This window comes from Eubacterium sp. Marseille-QA0814 (assembly GCF_965119675.1).
Taxonomy (GTDB): domain Bacteria; phylum Bacillota; class Clostridia; order Lachnospirales; family Lachnospiraceae; genus Eubacterium_G.
Map to the genome: position 1 here is coordinate 628,247 of NZ_CBCPMG010000001.1, position 18,573 is coordinate 646,819.

General features: G+C 31.2%; 18 protein-coding genes. 1 reads left to right on the top strand and 17 read right to left on the bottom strand.

Features of this window, described 5'->3' with window-relative positions:
* Window positions 1-2: 2 nt before the first annotated feature.
* From ACQY63_RS02915 to ACQY63_RS02935, 5 genes are all read right to left on the bottom strand, one after another.
* Window positions 3-746 (bottom strand): segregation and condensation protein A, encoded by a 744-nt coding sequence (locus tag ACQY63_RS02915; protein WP_022165305.1) that lies wholly within the window; start codon window positions 744-746, stop codon window positions 3-5.
* Between the two features lie 195 nt (window positions 747-941).
* A complete protein-coding gene (locus tag ACQY63_RS02920; protein ID WP_428244683.1) occupies window positions 942-1,460 on the bottom strand; it encodes a hypothetical protein in 519 nt (172 codons plus the stop codon).
* A gap of 43 nt (window positions 1,461-1,503) precedes the next feature.
* Window positions 1,504-2,199 (bottom strand): UPF0236 family transposase-like protein, encoded by a 696-nt coding sequence (locus ACQY63_RS02925; protein ID WP_428244684.1) that lies wholly within the window; start codon window positions 2,197-2,199, stop codon window positions 1,504-1,506.
* 252 nt (window positions 2,200-2,451) lie between these two features.
* Window positions 2,452-3,687, bottom strand: coding sequence for a D-alanyl-D-alanine carboxypeptidase family protein (locus tag ACQY63_RS02930; protein WP_022164530.1), 1,236 nt, complete (start codon window positions 3,685-3,687; stop codon window positions 2,452-2,454).
* A 59-nt stretch (window positions 3,688-3,746) separates the two neighbouring features.
* The gene (locus ACQY63_RS02935; protein ID WP_022164529.1) at window positions 3,747-6,005 is read right to left on the bottom strand and encodes an LTA synthase family protein; all 2,259 of its coding nucleotides are present in this window, start codon (window positions 6,003-6,005) and stop codon (window positions 3,747-3,749) included.
* Window positions 6,006-6,462: 457 nt separating this feature from the next.
* Between ACQY63_RS02935 and ACQY63_RS02940 the strand changes: the two genes are divergently transcribed.
* A complete protein-coding gene (locus ACQY63_RS02940; protein WP_022164528.1) occupies window positions 6,463-7,491 on the top strand; it encodes a 3-deoxy-7-phosphoheptulonate synthase in 1,029 nt (342 codons plus the stop codon).
* Between the two features lie 185 nt (window positions 7,492-7,676).
* Here ACQY63_RS02940 and ACQY63_RS02945 read toward each other — a convergent pair whose 3' ends face one another.
* The 12 genes from ACQY63_RS02945 to rimO all read right to left on the bottom strand — a co-directional run bounded on the left by ACQY63_RS02945 (window position 7,677) and on the right by rimO (window position 18,562).
* Window positions 7,677-7,928 (bottom strand): hypothetical protein, encoded by a 252-nt coding sequence (locus tag ACQY63_RS02945; protein WP_022164527.1) that lies wholly within the window; start codon window positions 7,926-7,928, stop codon window positions 7,677-7,679.
* An 82-nt stretch (window positions 7,929-8,010) separates the two neighbouring features.
* Complete coding sequence (gene xerA, locus ACQY63_RS02950) at window positions 8,011-8,901, bottom strand: site-specific tyrosine recombinase/integron integrase (protein ID WP_022164526.1); 891 nt, start codon at window positions 8,899-8,901, stop codon at window positions 8,011-8,013.
* A 459-nt stretch (window positions 8,902-9,360) separates the two neighbouring features.
* On the bottom strand, window positions 9,361-9,813 hold the full coding sequence (locus ACQY63_RS02955; RefSeq protein ID WP_302689496.1) for a hypothetical protein: 453 nt from the start codon (window positions 9,811-9,813) through the stop codon (window positions 9,361-9,363).
* Window positions 9,814-9,850: 37 nt separating this feature from the next.
* Window positions 9,851-10,390, bottom strand: a complete 540-nt coding sequence (locus tag ACQY63_RS02960) for an NUDIX domain-containing protein (RefSeq protein WP_428244685.1) — start codon at window positions 10,388-10,390, stop codon at window positions 9,851-9,853.
* Between the two features lie 9 nt (window positions 10,391-10,399).
* Window positions 10,400-11,194: a pyrroline-5-carboxylate reductase gene (gene proC / locus ACQY63_RS02965; RefSeq protein ID WP_022165731.1), complete on the bottom strand. Its 795-nt coding sequence runs from the start codon at window positions 11,192-11,194 to the stop codon at window positions 10,400-10,402.
* 257 nt (window positions 11,195-11,451) lie between these two features.
* On the bottom strand, window positions 11,452-13,005 hold the full coding sequence (rny, locus tag ACQY63_RS02970; RefSeq protein ID WP_022165730.1) for a ribonuclease Y: 1,554 nt from the start codon (window positions 13,003-13,005) through the stop codon (window positions 11,452-11,454).
* Between the two features lie 131 nt (window positions 13,006-13,136).
* A complete protein-coding gene (locus tag ACQY63_RS02975; RefSeq protein ID WP_302689498.1) occupies window positions 13,137-13,760 on the bottom strand; it encodes a regulatory protein RecX in 624 nt (207 codons plus the stop codon).
* Window positions 13,760-14,812, bottom strand: coding sequence for a recombinase RecA (recA, locus tag ACQY63_RS02980; RefSeq protein WP_022165728.1), 1,053 nt, complete (start codon window positions 14,810-14,812; stop codon window positions 13,760-13,762). Before recA ends, ACQY63_RS02975 begins: the two co-directional genes overlap by 1 nt.
* Window positions 14,813-14,980: 168 nt before the next feature.
* Window positions 14,981-15,175, bottom strand: coding sequence for a hypothetical protein (locus ACQY63_RS02985; protein WP_022165727.1), 195 nt, complete (start codon window positions 15,173-15,175; stop codon window positions 14,981-14,983).
* Between the two features lie 209 nt (window positions 15,176-15,384).
* Window positions 15,385-16,668, bottom strand: a complete 1,284-nt coding sequence (locus tag ACQY63_RS02990) for an aminotransferase class I/II-fold pyridoxal phosphate-dependent enzyme (protein ID WP_022165726.1) — start codon at window positions 16,666-16,668, stop codon at window positions 15,385-15,387.
* 15 nt (window positions 16,669-16,683) lie between these two features.
* On the bottom strand, window positions 16,684-17,220 hold the full coding sequence (gene pgsA / locus ACQY63_RS02995) for a CDP-diacylglycerol--glycerol-3-phosphate 3-phosphatidyltransferase (protein ID WP_022165725.1): 537 nt from the start codon (window positions 17,218-17,220) through the stop codon (window positions 16,684-16,686).
* A 16-nt stretch (window positions 17,221-17,236) separates the two neighbouring features.
* On the bottom strand, window positions 17,237-18,562 hold the full coding sequence (rimO, locus tag ACQY63_RS03000) for a 30S ribosomal protein S12 methylthiotransferase RimO (RefSeq protein WP_412622590.1): 1,326 nt from the start codon (window positions 18,560-18,562) through the stop codon (window positions 17,237-17,239).
* Window positions 18,563-18,573 lie beyond the last annotated feature (11 nt).

Below are 18,573 nucleotides of genomic sequence, written 5' to 3' on the forward strand. Positions count from 1 at the left end.
AATTATACTATTGAGTCAATATATATATCACCAAAAGTTTTCTCCTGATGAACCTCAATTTCTCCTATCTTTATTAATTCTAAAACAGCCAAAAAAGAAACAATAACTTCAACTTTTGACTTTGATTTTTCAAGTAATTGTTTAAAGCTACATTTTTTCTTTTTCCTTACAGTGTTTGCCACATAATCAATTTTGTCCGGCAAACTTACTTCTTCCATTTCAATTTTTCCAAATTTACTACGAACAGGATCAATTTTATCTACCTGACGTTTTAAAACCATCTGAAATATTTCATTAAGTTTAGATAAATCAACACCCTCTAAAAGTTGGTCTAAATCAACAGGTTGCTGATACTTGCTAACTTCTTCAGGAATTGTAGGTTCTTTGTATAAGGACTTTCCGGCATAAACCTGCATGTCACGTAACTCAACAGATGCATATTTATACATTTTATATTCAATTAATTTTTCAACAAGTTCGGCTCTTGGATCAATCTCTTCCCCATTTTCGTCAATTTCTTTAGGTAAGAGCATTTTACTTTTTATATCAATAAGAGTTGCAGCCATTACAAGAAATTCACTTGCAAGATCTAAATCATCTTTTGGCATTTTACTTACATAATCCAAATATTGTTCTGTAATTTCAACAATTGGTATATCGTATATATCAACCTTATTTTTTTCAATCAAATGTAAAAGCAAATCCAACGGACCTTCAAACGCTTCTAACTTTACTTCTAATTCCATTAAATATTAATCCTCATAATTTATATTTTTACTCAAAATAGTATTGTACAAAAAAATCAGATTTTTTTCAACTTTTATTATACATACGTTTGTGTCAAGTAATCGTTGGCAACTTTCCTTTTCTCTTTTTCTATACGATTATTATCTACTTTTTTGTATGCCAAATAAACCCTGTCGGGTTTCTCTTTATGTTTTTTAACAGAATACTTTCTTAAATATTTTTCTTGATTCAGTCTGCACTGCATCCCTTATCGGTACATTTCCATTCATTAAGTCAATGTATCTGTTTCCCTTTCCGTCTTTTTTCGGAGCCTTTGCTGCACTTATGGTTTCTATTATTTCCTGCATCTGCATCGTGAATACCAGTCCGTCTGTATATCTGTCTATAGTTTCTATCAATTCCCTGTTTTCCCTTCGATACAATGCCTTTGCCAGGTTATTTGCTCCTGATTTTGACCATCTCATTCTACGATGTTTCATTCTTAATGTTATTACCGTACAGTTCTGGTTTTCCTGAACTCCCAACCCCTTATATACCATTCCTTTTGGTGGGGCAGATATTTCTATTCCCCTTTTGTCATAAGGTAACAGTCCTTCTTTGTTATTGGCAAGATATTTATATAACTTCATTGCTTTATTACTTCGGTTGTCTTTTTCATCCGGACTTTCAACACTTGTTGCGTATATCTGGATGTATTTAAGCATTTCTTCCATTTTCTCTTCCTCAAACAGTTGCCTTATGTCTGTCTGTGCCTTCTTATTCCATTCCCGCAAGCATGTGTTTTCCCACAAGAGTGCTTCGTTTCTGTTTTTCCTTTTCCTCATCCCAACCTTCATACATCGTGAAAACTTTCATTTCCTGCTTCTTTGTCTTTTTATGCTTTTTGTCCTGCATGTTCAGCCACACACCGTCCATTTCCTCAAACAGCACTGGTATCTCCCTTTTCCCTTCCGACTGATCCGCATTCATCTGTTTTACCGCATGTTTTTCTTCCTCACTTATTTTTTCTCCAAGACGCTGTATCACGTTCCACACACCTGCGGCACTTATGCTCTGACCGCACGTACTGCTTATTGTTTCCGCAGTTACACGATATGGTGTCTCCGTTACCGCCATTACAATCTTTTCCGCAAGATTTTTGGAAATCATACCTATCTTATCCATCTGCATTGCCTCATCCAACAGATATACATATGCCTTTTCTCCATCCGGTGTGATTGTTCCGTATATTCTCCGACTGTATTCAACAGTACCGTAAACTGTCTTTATGTTGGTTTTTCTTTTTCCCTTATCCCTGTAAGATTTTCTTTCTCTTTGTTTTGCAAGCTCGTCATCATATGTTTCCAGAATCATCTTTGTAATTTCACAACCAAGTTCACATACATGTTTAAACACTTTTTTCTCTAACTCCTTGAAAGAAATCTCTTTTTCAGCTAAACTATTAAACATCATACAGTCTCCTTTACGTATTTTTCTGAGCAGTTAATATCATAAAGAAAAACTGTATGATTGGGAAGTGGTTTTTTCTACTTCCCATTTTTTTATTTATTTTTTGCCAACTAAAATTTTACACTAACTATACATACGGTTATCAAATCCAGTTATCTTACGCAATTAACTAATGTAGTTATCTAACATAGTTATCCAGTGTATTTATATAATATGATTATGCATTGTAGTTGTCTGATTTTATCATATACCTAATTATCCAATTCTAAAAAACATCTGCATACATTTAATTAATGAAAAACCGTAGTTCATTTTATTTACACATTCCTCTGATACTATATTTACTTCTCCGATATTCTTTCCTTTTAAGTAATATGAGGCTTTGCCTACTATCTCACCTTTTCTTACCGGTGCCTGAAGGTCTTTCTTGATGCTGATTTTTCTTTTTATTTTCGATAAATCATTATTTTTTGTATCAACATAACTAAAATCAGTTTTTTTAATTTTTAAACTTTCCTTTTTCCCATTGGATATTTTAATATTTCCATTATATTTTTTATTGTCTGTATAAACTTTACAATTTGCAAAACCATAGTTTATAAGTTTTTGGGATATATTAAATCTTTCCTTGTAGTCAGCAGCAGCCATTACTACAGCAATTAATTCCACATTATCTTTCTCAGCAACTGTAGAGACACAATATTTAGCCTTAGAGGTGCTGCCCGTTTTCAAGCCCTTTACATACTTATTTACTTTAAGTAACTTATTTGTATTGGTAAGCATAAATTTTGATTCACCTTTAGCAGTTTTATGAGTAAACATTTCCATCCATATTGTTGAATACTTAAATATTTCCGGGTACTTTGTAATAAGCTCTCTGGACATTGTTGCCACATCTTTTGCTGTAGTATAATGATCATCTGAATCAGTAAGACCGCAGCAGTCTATAAAGTTTGTATTATTCATACCAAGTTTCTTTGCTCTTGTATTCATTTGTTTTACAAATTCTTCCTCACTTCCTGCAATATGTTCTGCCATAGCAACTGAAGCATCATTACCGGAAGCGATGATTATACATTTTATTAAAGTTTCCACATTCTGTTGTTCTCCTTCTTCTAAAAAAACCTGTGACCCACCCATGCTTTTAGCTTTTGCACTTGTTGTAACCATATCCCCTAACTTTATTTTGCCACTATGTATGTAATCAAATATCAAAATCAAAGTCATAATCTTTGTAATACTTGCAGGACTTAATTTTTCATTTTCGTTATTGGATTTAATAATGCTACCTGATTTAGCTTCCATTAAAACATAGGACTTTGCATTATATTCATCCTTTGCAGTATCATTTTCCACATTTGAATTAGCAACATTTTTAGTAATGTTTTTAGACATACTTTTATCATTATTTTGTCCTTTGACCATTGCATTCCCCTGTGTACAATTTAAAGTCAAAGTCATTATTAATATAAACGTAATAATTTTTTTCATAAAAAAACTCCATTACATCTTTATATATTGTAATGGAGTTTTAAAACTTATATGCTATTTTATTTTGTATTTTTAGTTTTTTTCTTGCTATTTTTTTGTTTTTTATTTTTTGATGATGAAACAGCTTTTTTAGAAGAAGTTGTTTCCGGTGCTAATTCATCATCAGTAAATGTATACGGTTCAGTTTTTGACAATACATGATCATCAGAATTTTGCTGGTAAACCGAAATCTGGTCGCCATTTTTCAAATCAGGATAATCGATAGTCAAGGTGTTTTTGTCAACAAATGTTGTTTCCTTCTTTTCACCGTTCACATAAACTTTGCTGTAGTTTGTAAAATATTTTCCGTATACACAAACCTCACCGTCAGAGTTATACATCGGTGTAACCGAACTAACTTTCACTTCATGCAAACCAAGCTGTATATTTGTTGGCTTATAAGGATTCCTACCATTGCTGGCATAATTATCACCATATAGCAGGTCATAAGCAAGATTTTTTAACCCTTCCTGATACGATTTGCTATCATCTTTCTTGTGTTCCTGTGTATATTTATTAATATCACCGGCATTCATGTTCAATCCACCAAGAATCTTTGATTCTAACTGATAAGCTTCAATGTCTTCATTTTTGTAGTAATCATTTTTGAAGTTAGACCAAATTACATACTGTGTCTGATAAACATCCCCATTTACCAAATCTTCTCCACTTAAGCCGAAACTTGGTAGATGGTCACCATACATTACAAGAATTGTGTCTTCATCGAATTCACTTAAAGTCTTAACAAGTTTTCCTATAAACTTATCCATCTGATATGTTTCCATAGCATAATATTGATATTTATTCTTTGTAGCTTCATCAACATCACCACTGACTTTTATAGGATATTTATAGTTACCATCTGTTGGATAGCTTCCATGTCCCTGAACCGATATTGTGTAAATATAATCCTGATCTTTTGTGGAATTAAGAGCTTCCATAATATATTTAGTTAATATTTTGTCTTTAGCCCAGCCCATAGGCGTAAACTTCTTTACATCCATATTTTCAATTGTTGTAAAAGTATCGTAGCCTAAGTTTGCAAATACCTGATTTCTACCATAAAATGTAGCTGTATTATTATGAATGGCATGACACTTATAACCATATTCTTTCAGGTTATAACTAATACTTTCACAGGTAGTATCAACTAATTTTGTTTTAAAAGGGTATTCTCCCGGTCCAAAGAAATCCAAATTAATACCTGTCATTACTTCGAATTCTGTATTTACAGTTCCTGCACCAACAATTGGCACATTAAAATAACCACTTGGATAATTCTTAAGAAGATTTTCAAAATTAGGAACAGGATTCTTTGACAACTTAATATTTTTCATATTGTTCATATCAAAAAATGATTCTAACTGCAAAAATAAAATATTCGGTTTTTTCTTTGCCTTGCTTAATTTGGTTGTATCCTTCTTTTTTACAATCTTTTTAATTTCTTTATTTGAATATGTGTTTGGTTTTGCAATTCCTGTATTAATCAAACTATTTGAAAAGCAATAAACAAAACCGTACTGGTAATAGGAAACTCTTAATTCTCCAAACTTAAGCGATATTAAATTTGAACCTAAACCAAGGGATAAAGTTCCAAAACCTATTAACCATATTATTAAAATTCCAATAATATTTCTTGGATATTTTATTCTATGTCTGACTTTTGGTGCCTTAAAAAATCCGTAAACCAATAATGCAATTACAAATATTAAAGCAAGAATTACTAAAATAATTTGAAAAAATGAAAAATACTTTGTAATAACGCCCAAGCCACTATCAATAAGCATTAAGTCCACTGCAGTAAAAGGCGTTACTCTGTTTGCAAGTAAAACAGCATTTGTTATACCAGATATAATCCATATAACAGAGATTAAAGATAACCCCCAAAGTCGTCTTCTCATTAACAATGTAACCGACAGTGTCATCAAAATAATTACTGAATTGCATAAAAATACATAAGGTGAACCAATCAAGAAATAAATTCCTTTCAGAAAAGAACCTCTTGCCATCATTTCGATTAATAGATTGACCAACAGAGCAATTGTTATATACATATAAATTATGTGTTTATTGTATGTTTTAGCAAAGAAAGCTCTGTAAGTTTTGTATCTTTCTTTCCCTTTTTGAACAATATCACTAATATCTTTTTTTATTTTTTCATTATCTAATATTGTTTCATCTATTTCATTATCTGATTTCTTTTCATCTATTTTTTTATCAACATTTTCATTGTCCGATTTTTTTTCATTTGATTTTATATCTTTATTTTCGTTATCCAATATTCTTCCTCCATTACATAAATATATAGAAAAACATTTCTTTTTAGGGCGTACCCTTTCACAATGATACAACATTTCACATTTTTTTCAAGTTATTTTTAATATTTACTCTCATCTTGTTCCTATATAAATATAGTAAATATAATTATTGCACTTCATTGTATTCCTTGAAAGATTACTTATATATTTATAATAATAAGATAGTAACTGTGTTTACTATAAACAAAATATTTGAAAAAAATATGAACTATTTTTATTAGATAGTATTTTTATAAAAATCCAAGTATCCTGCTATGATTTTCACACTTTAAACCGTTGAATTATTTTATATATATGTTATACTACTTTTGCATAATTATGAATTTATGTTATAATTGTTTAGCATATTTTATGTTGCTTTATGATTATGCATCATAATTTTAGATAAATTTATATAACTAATATTTAAGGAGACATTATGGGAAGTACATTTTTTAGGAAATTACCTACACCAATGGAAATCAAGACTATGTATCCTGTTCCTGAGGCTGTAGCAGAACAAAAGAAAAAGAACGATGCCGAAATTCGTGATATTTTCACAGGTGCAAGTGACAAATTTGCTGTTATCATCGGCCCTTGTTCAGCAGATAATCAGGATGCTGTTGAGGATTACGTTCAAAGATTAGCACGAGTTCAGGAAGAAGTTAAAGATAAACTTTATATTATTCCTAGAGTATATACAAATAAACCACGTACAACAGGTAAAGGCTATAAAGGTATGTTACATCAGCCTGATCCTGAAAAGAAACCTGATTTATTGCAGGGATTAATCACAATTCGTCAGATGTTTTTAAAGATTATGGAAGATACAAAATTACCAATTGCTGACGAAATGCTTTATCCTGAAAATGCAAGATATTTTTCAGACTGCATATCATACGTTGCAATCGGTGCCCGTTCAGTTGAAAACCAGCAGCATCGTCTTACATCAAGTGGTTTAGATATTCCTGTTGGTATGAAGAATCCTACAAGTGGAGATATTTCAATTATGTTAAACTCTATTGAAGCTGCACAGGCTTCACATTCATTCTTATATAGAGGTTGGGATGTTCAAACTGAAGGGAACGATTTAGCCCATGCAATTTTACGTGGTGCCGTAAACCAGTATGGTTCATGCATTCCAAACTACCATTATGAAGATATGGTGAATTTACATGAAAAATATGTTGCAAAAGGTTTTGCAAATCCTGCTCTTGTTGTTGACTGTAATCATTCAAATTCAAACAAGAAATATATGGAACAAATTAGAATTGCAAAAGAAATCATGCATAACCGTAAACATTCAAAGGACTTAAAAGGGTTTGTTAAAGGTTTAATGATTGAAAGCTACATTGAAGGTGGAAATCAGCCTGTTGATGGTCATTGTTATGGTAAATCTATTACTGATCCATGTTTAGGCTGGGAAGATACAGAAAAATTACTTTACCTCATTGCTGAAGAAGCATAAAAAAAAGACAATGTGATTTAAATTGGAATTCAAATCTTTTATAGAATTTTAATACATTAAATTTCTATATATAATTCTGAAAATAAAAGGAACGTTTACTTTATTATACCTAGCCGATTTTATCGGTTAAATATAATTGTTAAGTAAACGTTCCTTTTTTAACTGTCTGTTCTACTTATGTTATATTATTTATTATCGTTCTGTGCATTAAAAAACTTAAAAATCTCACCAATAAAAATAAACAAAGTTCCTAAAACAATCGAGAAAAATACTGTTGCAATGCCAATGCCATAATTAACTTCTGATAATGCATCTAGTTCATATCTGTTCTGATATTTAATATTTATCACAAAAGCAATTGCAATGCCAATTACCATTACAATAACACCTATAATTCTTGCTATGTACGTCATTTTTTCAGCATAATTTTTATTCATCTTTAGTTTCCCTTTCCCTCTTTAATATATATATATCACAATCTGCACACTAAAAGCTGATTATTAATCTTACCATAAGTCATTATACAATATTTTGTGTCTTATCATATATATTTTTTACTCTACTACTACCTGTTTCCATGTACATGTGTGTAGTTGATATATCTGAATGCCCCAGCATTTTCTGTATAACCTTTAAATTCGCACCATTTTCAACTAAATGTGCTGCAAACGAATGTCTTAATGTGTGAGGTGTTATATCCTTGTTAATTCCAGCTTTTTCACCGTATTTTTTAAGCAGTTTCCAGAACCCCTGTCTACTCATTTCTCCACCGGTGCAATTAGGAAAAAGCACATCACTTTTTATGTTCTTGCTTATCAACTGTGGTCTTCCCTCTTCCAAATATTCAGTTAAAGCCTTGTGTGCTTCCTGACCAAATTCAAGAACCCTATCTTTTTTTCGATCATGACATGTAATCTTTTCAACATTAATATTAACGTCTGTTATTTTCAATGTAATAAGTTCTGTAACTCTCATACCTGTTGCATACAATAATTCAAGCATAGCCTTATCCCTTAACTGTTTTGGTGTTTTTCCCGATGGTTGACTTAAAAGCAAGTCAATTTCTTTTACAGAAAGGATTTCCGGTGTCTTCTTTACTATTTTAGGTGATTTTAAATTAGCCGCCGGATTAAATTCTATATATGCTTCTGTATACAGGAAATTAAAGAACGCTTTAATGGATGCAATTGTTCTGGAAATTGTTGTTGGCGCTCTTCCTATACTTTGTAAATGAATAATATATTCTTCCAAATCTTCTTTTAAAATAGTGTTAATTTGAACTTTCTTATTTTCCTTTTCAAAATATTCAAATAATTTCCTTACATCTCGAATATACGATTCTTCTGTATTGGGAGATATATTCTTCTTTTTATGCAATTGTAAAACAAATTCATTTATTAAATCCTGCATATACTTATCCCTTTTCTTATCGCTGTATTCCCTATTATATAAGTGTTTTTTTATAAAATCAAATTGTTTTTTTATCTATCTTTTTACCATAATATGTACATTATACAACATATATTATTGAGGTTTTTGAAAGAAACAATATATAGTAATTTTTGTGATTTTCTCAATATTTTTAATATTTTTTCTTGATAAATTTTCTTAATAATTTTTCATAATATTTTTCTAAATGTTTTTTTACTGTTTTTAATAGTCCATTTAATATTTTTATATCATATTGTATATTTTTGCATCTATGCTTTTAGATTGATTTTATATTTAACTTTGTAATATTTTACTATTATAAAATTGGGAACTATTTTAATTATTTATAGTTTTAGAATTATTTTAATTATTTATAGTTTTTGAGAACTATTTTAATTATTTTATAGTTCGGAATTTTTTTAATTAATTTGTATTATTTTAGAAAATATTTATAAGAAAGCTTTCAATAAATGTAGTTGCAACAAGAAAAGATATAGATGCTAATCTTTTATATTTTTTCTTACAATATGTTTCATACATAATCATTATTAAAAATGCAAACCATCTAAAACTGCATATAACCCATGAGACATCTGACAGCCTTATTGCAATAACAAGTGTTGCTGTAAATTTTATTGTATATACAAATATTAAAACCGCCCAAAAAGCTTCTCTATGTTTCAAGAAATTGGGTATACATATAAAAATATATCTTTTCAGATTGTTGCATAGCATAATAATAAATATATTAATTAATTGTTCAGTATATATAATTTCTTCTCTTCTTGCAAAAAAATCTATGGCTATTGTATTGTAAACTATTATTCCAATAATAGCTCCAATTACAATTCCATAGACTTTATAATTTGCAAATACTTTATTTAAGCTCATTTATCATAATATACCTTTAATACTTTTATATATTATATTACTTTGTACAATATTTATGATAGTAAGTCAAAATAGATGATATTGTTTTTGCATCATTGATTTCATTGCTTAAAATTTTCTCAATTAATTCTTCTACAGTATAAACTTCTAAATCAATATATTCATCAGGATCTAAATGTTGATGTGTTTTTTCAAGATCAAAGGCAACATACACATCTATTTTTTCACCTGAATATGCAACTGCCGGAGCTAATGTTTGTAAAAATTCAATTTTCTCTGACTTATATCCTGCTTCTTCTTCCAACTCACGAGCCGCACATTTCAATGTTGGTTCATCAATCGAATCTTTTCCACCAGCCGGGATTTCCAAAGTATACTTGTCAATGGCATTTCTCCACTGTCTTACCATAATAATTCTACCATCAGACATTACCGGTATAACAGCCGCGGCACCTTTATGTTGCAAGAAATCCCAATATACTTTCTTTCCTTCCGGTGTAATAATTTCATCTTTACAGAATTCTAATATTGCTCCATCATAAACTTTTTCTCTATTAATACGTTTAAACTTTTCCATTTCATCACCCTATTCAATACCCTTACATTTTTTATAACATGCATCACTTGCGGCAAAAAGTGCTTTTCTAAAACCATTATTTTCTAACTGTTCAACCGCTGCAATTGTTGTCCCACCTGGAGAACATACATTATCCTTCAGTACACCCGGATGTTCGTTTGTTTCAAGCATAAGCTTTGCAGAACCTAAAACAGTTTGGGCCACAAACTCGTACGCATCACTTCTTTTCATTCCGCATTTAACAACACTATCTGCTAATGCTTCTATAAACATAAATACATATGCCGGCGAGCTACCACTTGCACATACAACTGCATCCATAATTTTTTCCTCAACAACTCTCATTTTCCCAAATGATGAGAAAATTTTCTCAATTTCTTCTTTTTCTTCTTGAGAGAAAAATTCTTCATTGTAGGATACGCCTGTCATGCCTTCCCCTACCATTGCAGGAGTATTTGGCATTGTTCTTACAATCTTCTTAGTTCCACACATATCTTCCAACTGCTCAATTGTAACCCCCGGTGCCAGTGAAACAACTACAGATTCCTGTGCAACATTTTCTTTTACCTGTGGCAAAACACTATCAAACATCTGTGGTTTAACAGCTAATATTATGTACTTACTATTCTTTATAACATCTTCGTTGTTATTTAAAAACTTAACACCTGTTTCTTCACTTATCTTTTCCATTTTTTTCTTGGTACTACTATGGAATACTATATCATCCTTATTATATAATTTAGAAACTCCATTTAATATAGCACTGCCCATGTTTCCCATTCCAATAAAACCTAATTTAAACATATTTCCTCCTATTTTTTCAGTCTATAAAAATTATAGCACAATTCTGTTATCCTGTGGTGGAATTTCTTATTATGGATTAAAGAATGTCGCTTGCGACATTCTACGCACCCAGCACATATTGCTTTTGCAATATTTTTCTTTTTGTGCGAGGGTGCATCCCTAGTGGAACGTTTTTATGTAATAAGAAATTCTGCAGAAATTTCTTATTACATAAAAAAAGGAAATGCGATTTCTCACATTTCCTATTATCGTAGATTTTACTTTGCATAATCTATGGCTCTTGATTCTCTCACGATATTAACCTTTATCTGACCAGGATATTCAAGCTCATCTTCGATTTGCTTTGCAATATTTCTAGCCATTAATACCATGTCAGCATCACTAACCTTTTCCGGTATAACCATAATACGAACCTCTCTACCTGCCTGAATGGCAAAAGATTTATCAACTCCCTCGTATGAGTTTGTTATGTCTTCTAACTGTTTTAGTCTGTTTGTGTAAGTCTGCACTGTTTCACGTCTTGCACCAGGTCTTGCAGCAGAAATAGCATCAGCAGCCTGTACAATACATGCTATTAATGTTTCAGGTTCAACATCACCGTGGTGAGCTTCAATCGCATTAATAACTGTAGCTGATTCTTTATATTTTCTACATAAATCAACACCTAACTGAATATGTGTACCTTCTTTTTCATGGTCAACAGCCTTACCAATATCATGTAATAAGCCTGCTCTTTTTGCTACTCTAACGTCCAATCCAAGCTCTGAAGCTAATAGACCCGAGATAAGAGCAACCTCAATAGAATGTTTTAAGGCATTTTGTCCATAACTTGTTCTAAACTTCATCTTTCCTAAAAGTTTAACAAGTTCCGGATGAATTCCATGTACACCAACTTCAAGAGTTGCTGCCTCACCTTCTTCTCTAATCATAGTCTCAACTTCTTTTTGAGCCTTATTAACCATTTCCTCAATTCTAGTTGGCTGAATTCTTCCATCAACAACCAGTTTTTCAAGAGCAATACGGGCTACTTCTCTCCTAATTGGATCAAATCCTGATAAAACAACTGCTTCAGGAGTATCATCAATAATCAAATCAACACCTGTTAGAGATTCAAGAGTTCTGATGTTTCTTCCTTCTCTACCAATTATTCTACCTTTCATTTCATCATTAGGTAATGAAACTACAGAAATAGTTGTTTCAGCAACATGGTCTGTTGCACATTTCTGAATTGCATTAACAACCAATTCCTTAGCTTTCTTATCAGCTTCCTCCTTGGCCTGTTTTTCATGTTCCTTAATTACTTTTGCAGTTTCAATCTTAATTTCTTCTTCAACAGTTTGTAATAATTGTTCTTTTGCCTGTTCAGAGGTTAATCCAGAGATTCTCTCCAGTTCCTGTATGCGCTGTTCGCTTAATTGTTCTACTTTTTCCTTAGCTTTGTTTAATTCTTCTTCACGAGATTTTAAGCTATTTTCTTTCCTATCAAGGGCATCTGATTTTTTCTCAACTGCTTCTTCCTTGTTAAGAACACGCTTCTCATATCGTTGAACTTCTGATCTTCGTTCTTTGATTTCTTTATCAAGCTCATTTTTAGTTTTTAAATTCTCTTCTTTAGCTTCTAAAAGAGCTTCTTTTTTCTTTGCTTCTGCTGTTTTAATTGCATCGTCAATAATTCCACGAGCTTTATCCTCAGCAGTACCAATTTTCTTGGCATCAGAATTTTTCTTTATAGAAATTGCAACTAATGCTGAAATCAAAGTGTCCACGAGAATCACTGCAACAAGTATGATAATCCAAGTAGTAGTATTCACAGGAGCACCTCCTTATTTAATTTTCATTGTACATTACAACATATCCATTTTACTTTATTACCCGTTTAATGTCAAGCAAAGTAGTAGTTCTAAAACACTGATTTTATATATATTTACATTATGTGATTTCATTACTCATAAAAAGAATTTTTCTGTTCCAAAATATAGTTATCAACTGCTTTTTTTACCATTGAAAAAGAATATCCTTTTCCAACTAAATACCTATAAAGTTTTTGCAAATCCTTTGAATCAGACAAATCATATCTTTTTGCACGTTTTTTTAATACACTAGAAATTGAATCATCTTCCGAAAAATCACTTTCCATAAAAGCTTCATCTATAAGTTCTTTTGAGATTCCTTTAGTATATAAATCCTGTATAATTTTTCGTTTACTATAAACACTTTTCTTGTAATCAAGATATAACATGGCATATCTCTTGTCATTAATAAGATTATACTCTTCTAAATAATCAATAACTTTGTAAATTATATTTTCAGGATACAAACCTGACTTTAATTTATCTATAATTTGTTTTCTTGTTTTATACGAATCATCTAGAATATAAAGAGCCCTTTCTCGGGCTCTTTTGTATAAAATATCCATAATATCGTTGTATTCTCTATCGGAAATTTCATTATCTTCAATTAATTTTAATCTTCTTACCTCACCTTTATATAGATAGAACTGTAACTCTCCATCCAAGGTTATTTTAAAGCGATTTCCAACAGGTTCCATTTTAATGATTCTATGCATTATTCTTCCTCAGATGTTTTTTCAGTGTTATTAGCTTCTGCCTCTGTTTCTTCCTCATCTTCAGGATGAATGTAAAACTCTCTTACCTTTGCATCTACTTCTTCCATGATGTCAGGATGTTCCATAAAATATTTCTTTGCATTTTCACGTCCCTGACCAATCTTTTCGCCATTATATGCATACCATGAACCGCTCTTTATAACAATTCCACTCTTAGCAGCTAAATCTAAAATATCGCCTTCTTTTGAGATTCCCTTACCAAACATAATATCGAATTCTGCTTCTTTAAAAGGAGGTGCAATCTTATTCTTAACCACTTTAACTCTGGCTCTATTACCAACCATTTCTCCACCAGCCTTCAATGTTTCAACTCTTCTTACATCAAGTCTGACTGATGCATAGAACTTAAGCGCTCTACCACCTGTTGTTGTTTCAGGATTACCAAACATTACACCAATTTTTTCTCTTAACTGGTTAATGAATACAACTGTGCAACCTGTTTTGTTCATTATACCTGTTAATTTTCTTAATGCCTGTGACATTAATCTGGCATGCTGTCCCATATGAGAATCGCCCATATCTCCATCGATTTCTGCCTTAGGAACTAATGCTGCAACAGAGTCAACAATAATGATATCTACAGCTCCTGAACGAACCATTGTTTCTGTGATTTCCAATGCCTGTTCACCATAATCTGGCTGCGAAATATACAAATTATCAATATCTACACCAATTGCCTTGGCATATACAGGATCTAAGGCATGCTCCGCATCAATAAATCCTGCCACACCGCCTCTTTTCTGTGCTTCTGCTATCATATGTAAAGCTACTGTAGTCTTACCACTTGATTCAGGTCCGTATATTTCTACTACTCTACCCTTAGGTATACCACCCAAACCTAATGCTAAGTCTAAGCTAAGAGAGCCTGTTGGAATTGTTTCTACGTTAATCTTTCCCGAATCTCCCAGTTTCATAATAGCACCCTTTCCATGCTGTCTTTCTATTTGAGATATTGCTGCATCTAATGCTTTTAATTTTTCTTCTTTATTCATAATTCGTCCTTTCTGTTCGAACCTATGTTCGTCATATAAGTATAATAGTACAATCCGTTCTTTGTGTCAACAATTAATTAATAAATATTATATATGTTTTTTTACTATTATGCAACACTTTACTTATATGTTTAATTTTTACTTTTATGTTGCTTTGTGTTAAGGTAATTATATTCTCTTTTCATATTCTATACAATCACCGCCATCGATTACTTCGTCCGGTTTCATTTCATATATCATACATTTTGATGTATTACAAGGTAACTTTTCATCATCAAAACAATATTCACAATCTTTACAAACCAAATCATTATTTTTAATAATTTCAAATTTTAAAAGGTCATCTACAAATTTATTTGACATTATTTTTTATCTCCATTATGTAAAAAACTATTATAAAAAATTTACGCAAACAACTTAACTGTCATCTTAAATAAATCATTCTATAATAGTTTTTTCTTTTATATATTTTCTCTTTATATGTTTCACTTTACTAAGTTATCTTTAAATAATTAAATTTAAAGCAACATGCAATAACCCATGTTATTAAAACTTATAATCTTATACTTCTCTTATAAACCAAGAATTTTCTCAAGAGCTGTAATCTTTGTACAAATTATTAAGATTTCACTAGCTTCCTTTAATTCATCTGGCGTTGCAAATGAAGGTGCAATTCTAATATTCTTGTCTTCAGGGTCCTTTCCATAAGGGAAAGGTGAACCTGCACCTGTTAATACCATACCTGCATCCTTACACATTGAAACAACTTTCTTTGCACAACCTTCCATTGTATTAAAAGAAATAAAGTATCCACCGTTAGGATTTGTCCACTCTCCAACTCCACATGGCTTTAATTCAGATTCTAACATATCAAGAACAGCTTTGAATTTTGGTCTCATTTTCTCTGCATGTTTCATCATATGTTTCTTTACACCATCAAAATTCTTGAAATATCTTACATGACGTAACTGATTCATTTTATCATAACCAATTGTCTGAATTGCCATCTGTTCCAAAATAGACTTAACATTTTCTTTTGAAGAAGCCATTGCAGCTACACCTGAACCTGAAAATGTTACTTTTGAAGTTGATGCAAATTCATATACTAAATTAGGATTTCCTGCCTTTTCACATTCTGAAATAATATCTAATATTTCATCCTGTCTATCTTCATATAAATGATGAATAGCGTATGCATTATCCCAATAAATTCTAAAATCTTTTGCTGCAGGTTTAAGTGCTGCCATTCTCTTTACAACTTCATCTGAATATGAAACACCTGTTGGATTTGAATATTTTGGAACACACCAAATACCCTTGATTGAATCATCTTCTGCAACTAATTTTTCAATCATATCCATATCAGGTCCATCTGCCTTCATAGGAATATTTATCATTTCAATACCAAAGTATTCTGTAATTGCAAAATGTCTGTCATATCCCGGTACAGGACATAACCATTTTACTTTATCAAGCTTGCACCATGGTGTGCATCCTAATACACCATGTGAATAGGCTCTTGAAATAGAGTCATACATTATGTTTAAGCTTGCATTTCCGTATATAATAACATGATCTTCTGTTGTACCCATAATATCAGCCATCATCTTCTTTGCCTCAGGAATACCACCTAAAACGCCATAATTACGGCAATCAATTCCATTTGATGCATGTACATCAGACTCACTTGTTAAAACATCTAACATATCCATACTTAAGTCTAACTGTTCTTTGCCAGGTTTACCTCTAGACATATCAAGACTTATATTCTTTTTACAAATCTCTTCATAATCTTTTTTTAAACCTTCAAGTTCTTTCTTTAGTTCATCCTTGCTCATTTCACTGTAAGCTAACATATTATTTCCTCCAAATTAATTTTTTAAAACATTAAAATTTTTAGACACATATTCAATCATAGAAATAATTGTAAGTGCCAATGATATCCATATTAAAATCTGTCCAATAATATATAAAACAGAATTGTTTAATGGTGTATTAACAATAAGTACAATAATCATAACCATTGAGAAAGCAGTTTTAAATTTGCCCCACCAACCGGCTGCTAAAACAATGCCCTGATCAGCGGCAAGCATTCTAAAACCACTAATAAATAATTCTCTACTAATTATAATTATTACCACCCATGATGGTATCATTTTTGGTGTTAAACAAATAAGTGCTGCACTAACAAGCATTTTATCTGCCAAAGGATCCATAAATTTTCCAAAATTGGTTACTAAATGATACTTTCGTGCAATTTTTCCGTCAAACAAATCAGTTATACTTGCAACAATAAAAACAATTGCCGCTAAATAGTAATTATATGGAATTGATTCAATTAACATAAATACAACGAAAATTGGAATACATAAAACTCTGAATGTTGTTAATTTATTTGCTAAATTCATTTTGTCTCCTTACCGGCTATATCAGTTCGCCTATTAAGTCATAATCATTTGTACCTGTGACTTTAACTTTTACAAAATCACCAGTCATAAGTTCTTCATCTGTCATAACAAATATATTACTGTCAACTCCCGGACAATCCATATATGTTCTTGCTATATAGGCATGTTCGCCAGAAATTTTTCCTTCTATCATTGCTATAAATTCTTTTCCTACATATTTTTCTGTAGTGTCAAAAACAATATCCTGCTGAAGTTCCATAATTTCATTTCTTCTGAAATTTTTAACTTCTTCATCTATTTGATCAGGCATTGATGCTGCAGGTGTGTTTTCCTCAGGTGAATAAGTAAATACACCAAGTCTGTCAAATTCCATTTCATTTACAAACTTCATTAATATGTCATGGTCTTCCTGTGTTTCTCCGGGAAAACCTGAAATTAAAGTTGTTCTTAAAATTATATCAGGAATTCTTTTTCTTAACTTACCAATGATTTCTCTTAACTGTTTGTTGGAAGTTCTTCTTCCCATACGTTTAAGAATATCGTCGCTGGCATGCTGTATTGGAATATCCAAATAATGGCATATCTTCTTTTCAGTAGCTATGGTTTCTATTAACTCATCATAGATTTCTTCAGGATAACAATACAAAATTCTTATCCACTGAATTCCCTGTATTTCAGCTAATTTTTTCAATAGAATATGCAAAGATTTTTTTCCATAAATATCTTTACCATACATTGTTGTTTCCTGAGCCACTAATATAAGTTCTTTTACACCTCTGTTTGCTAAATCCTTTGCTTCTTCAATAAGTACATCCATATCTACACTTCTGTAATTTCCACGAATCTTTGGAATAATACAATATGTGCAATATTTATCACAACCTTCGGCAATTTTTAAATATGCGTAATTGCCTGGTGTTGAAAGGTTTCTTGGAGCATTAACTCCCGCTAATTTATCTATATCATTAATAACATGAATATTTTTCCTGTTTATAAAAAATTCATTTAAGGCATTGGCAATACTGTCTATGGCTGTAGTTCCTATACAAATATCAATTTCAGGAATTTCTTCATCCATTTCTTCATAATATCTTTGAGCCAGACAACCGGCTAAAACTAACGCCTTGCAATTTCCTTCTTCTTTGTATCTTGCCATTTCAAAAATAGTATTAATACTTTCTTCTTTGGCATCATTTATAAAACAGCAACTGTTAATAACAATTACGTCTGCTTCTCTTTCATCGTCAGTAAATTCATAACCGGCTTTAGATAAAATTCCAGACATATGCTCTGAATCCACTAAATTCTTGTCACAACCTAATGAAATAAAAAGTACCTTCAAAAATATAAACT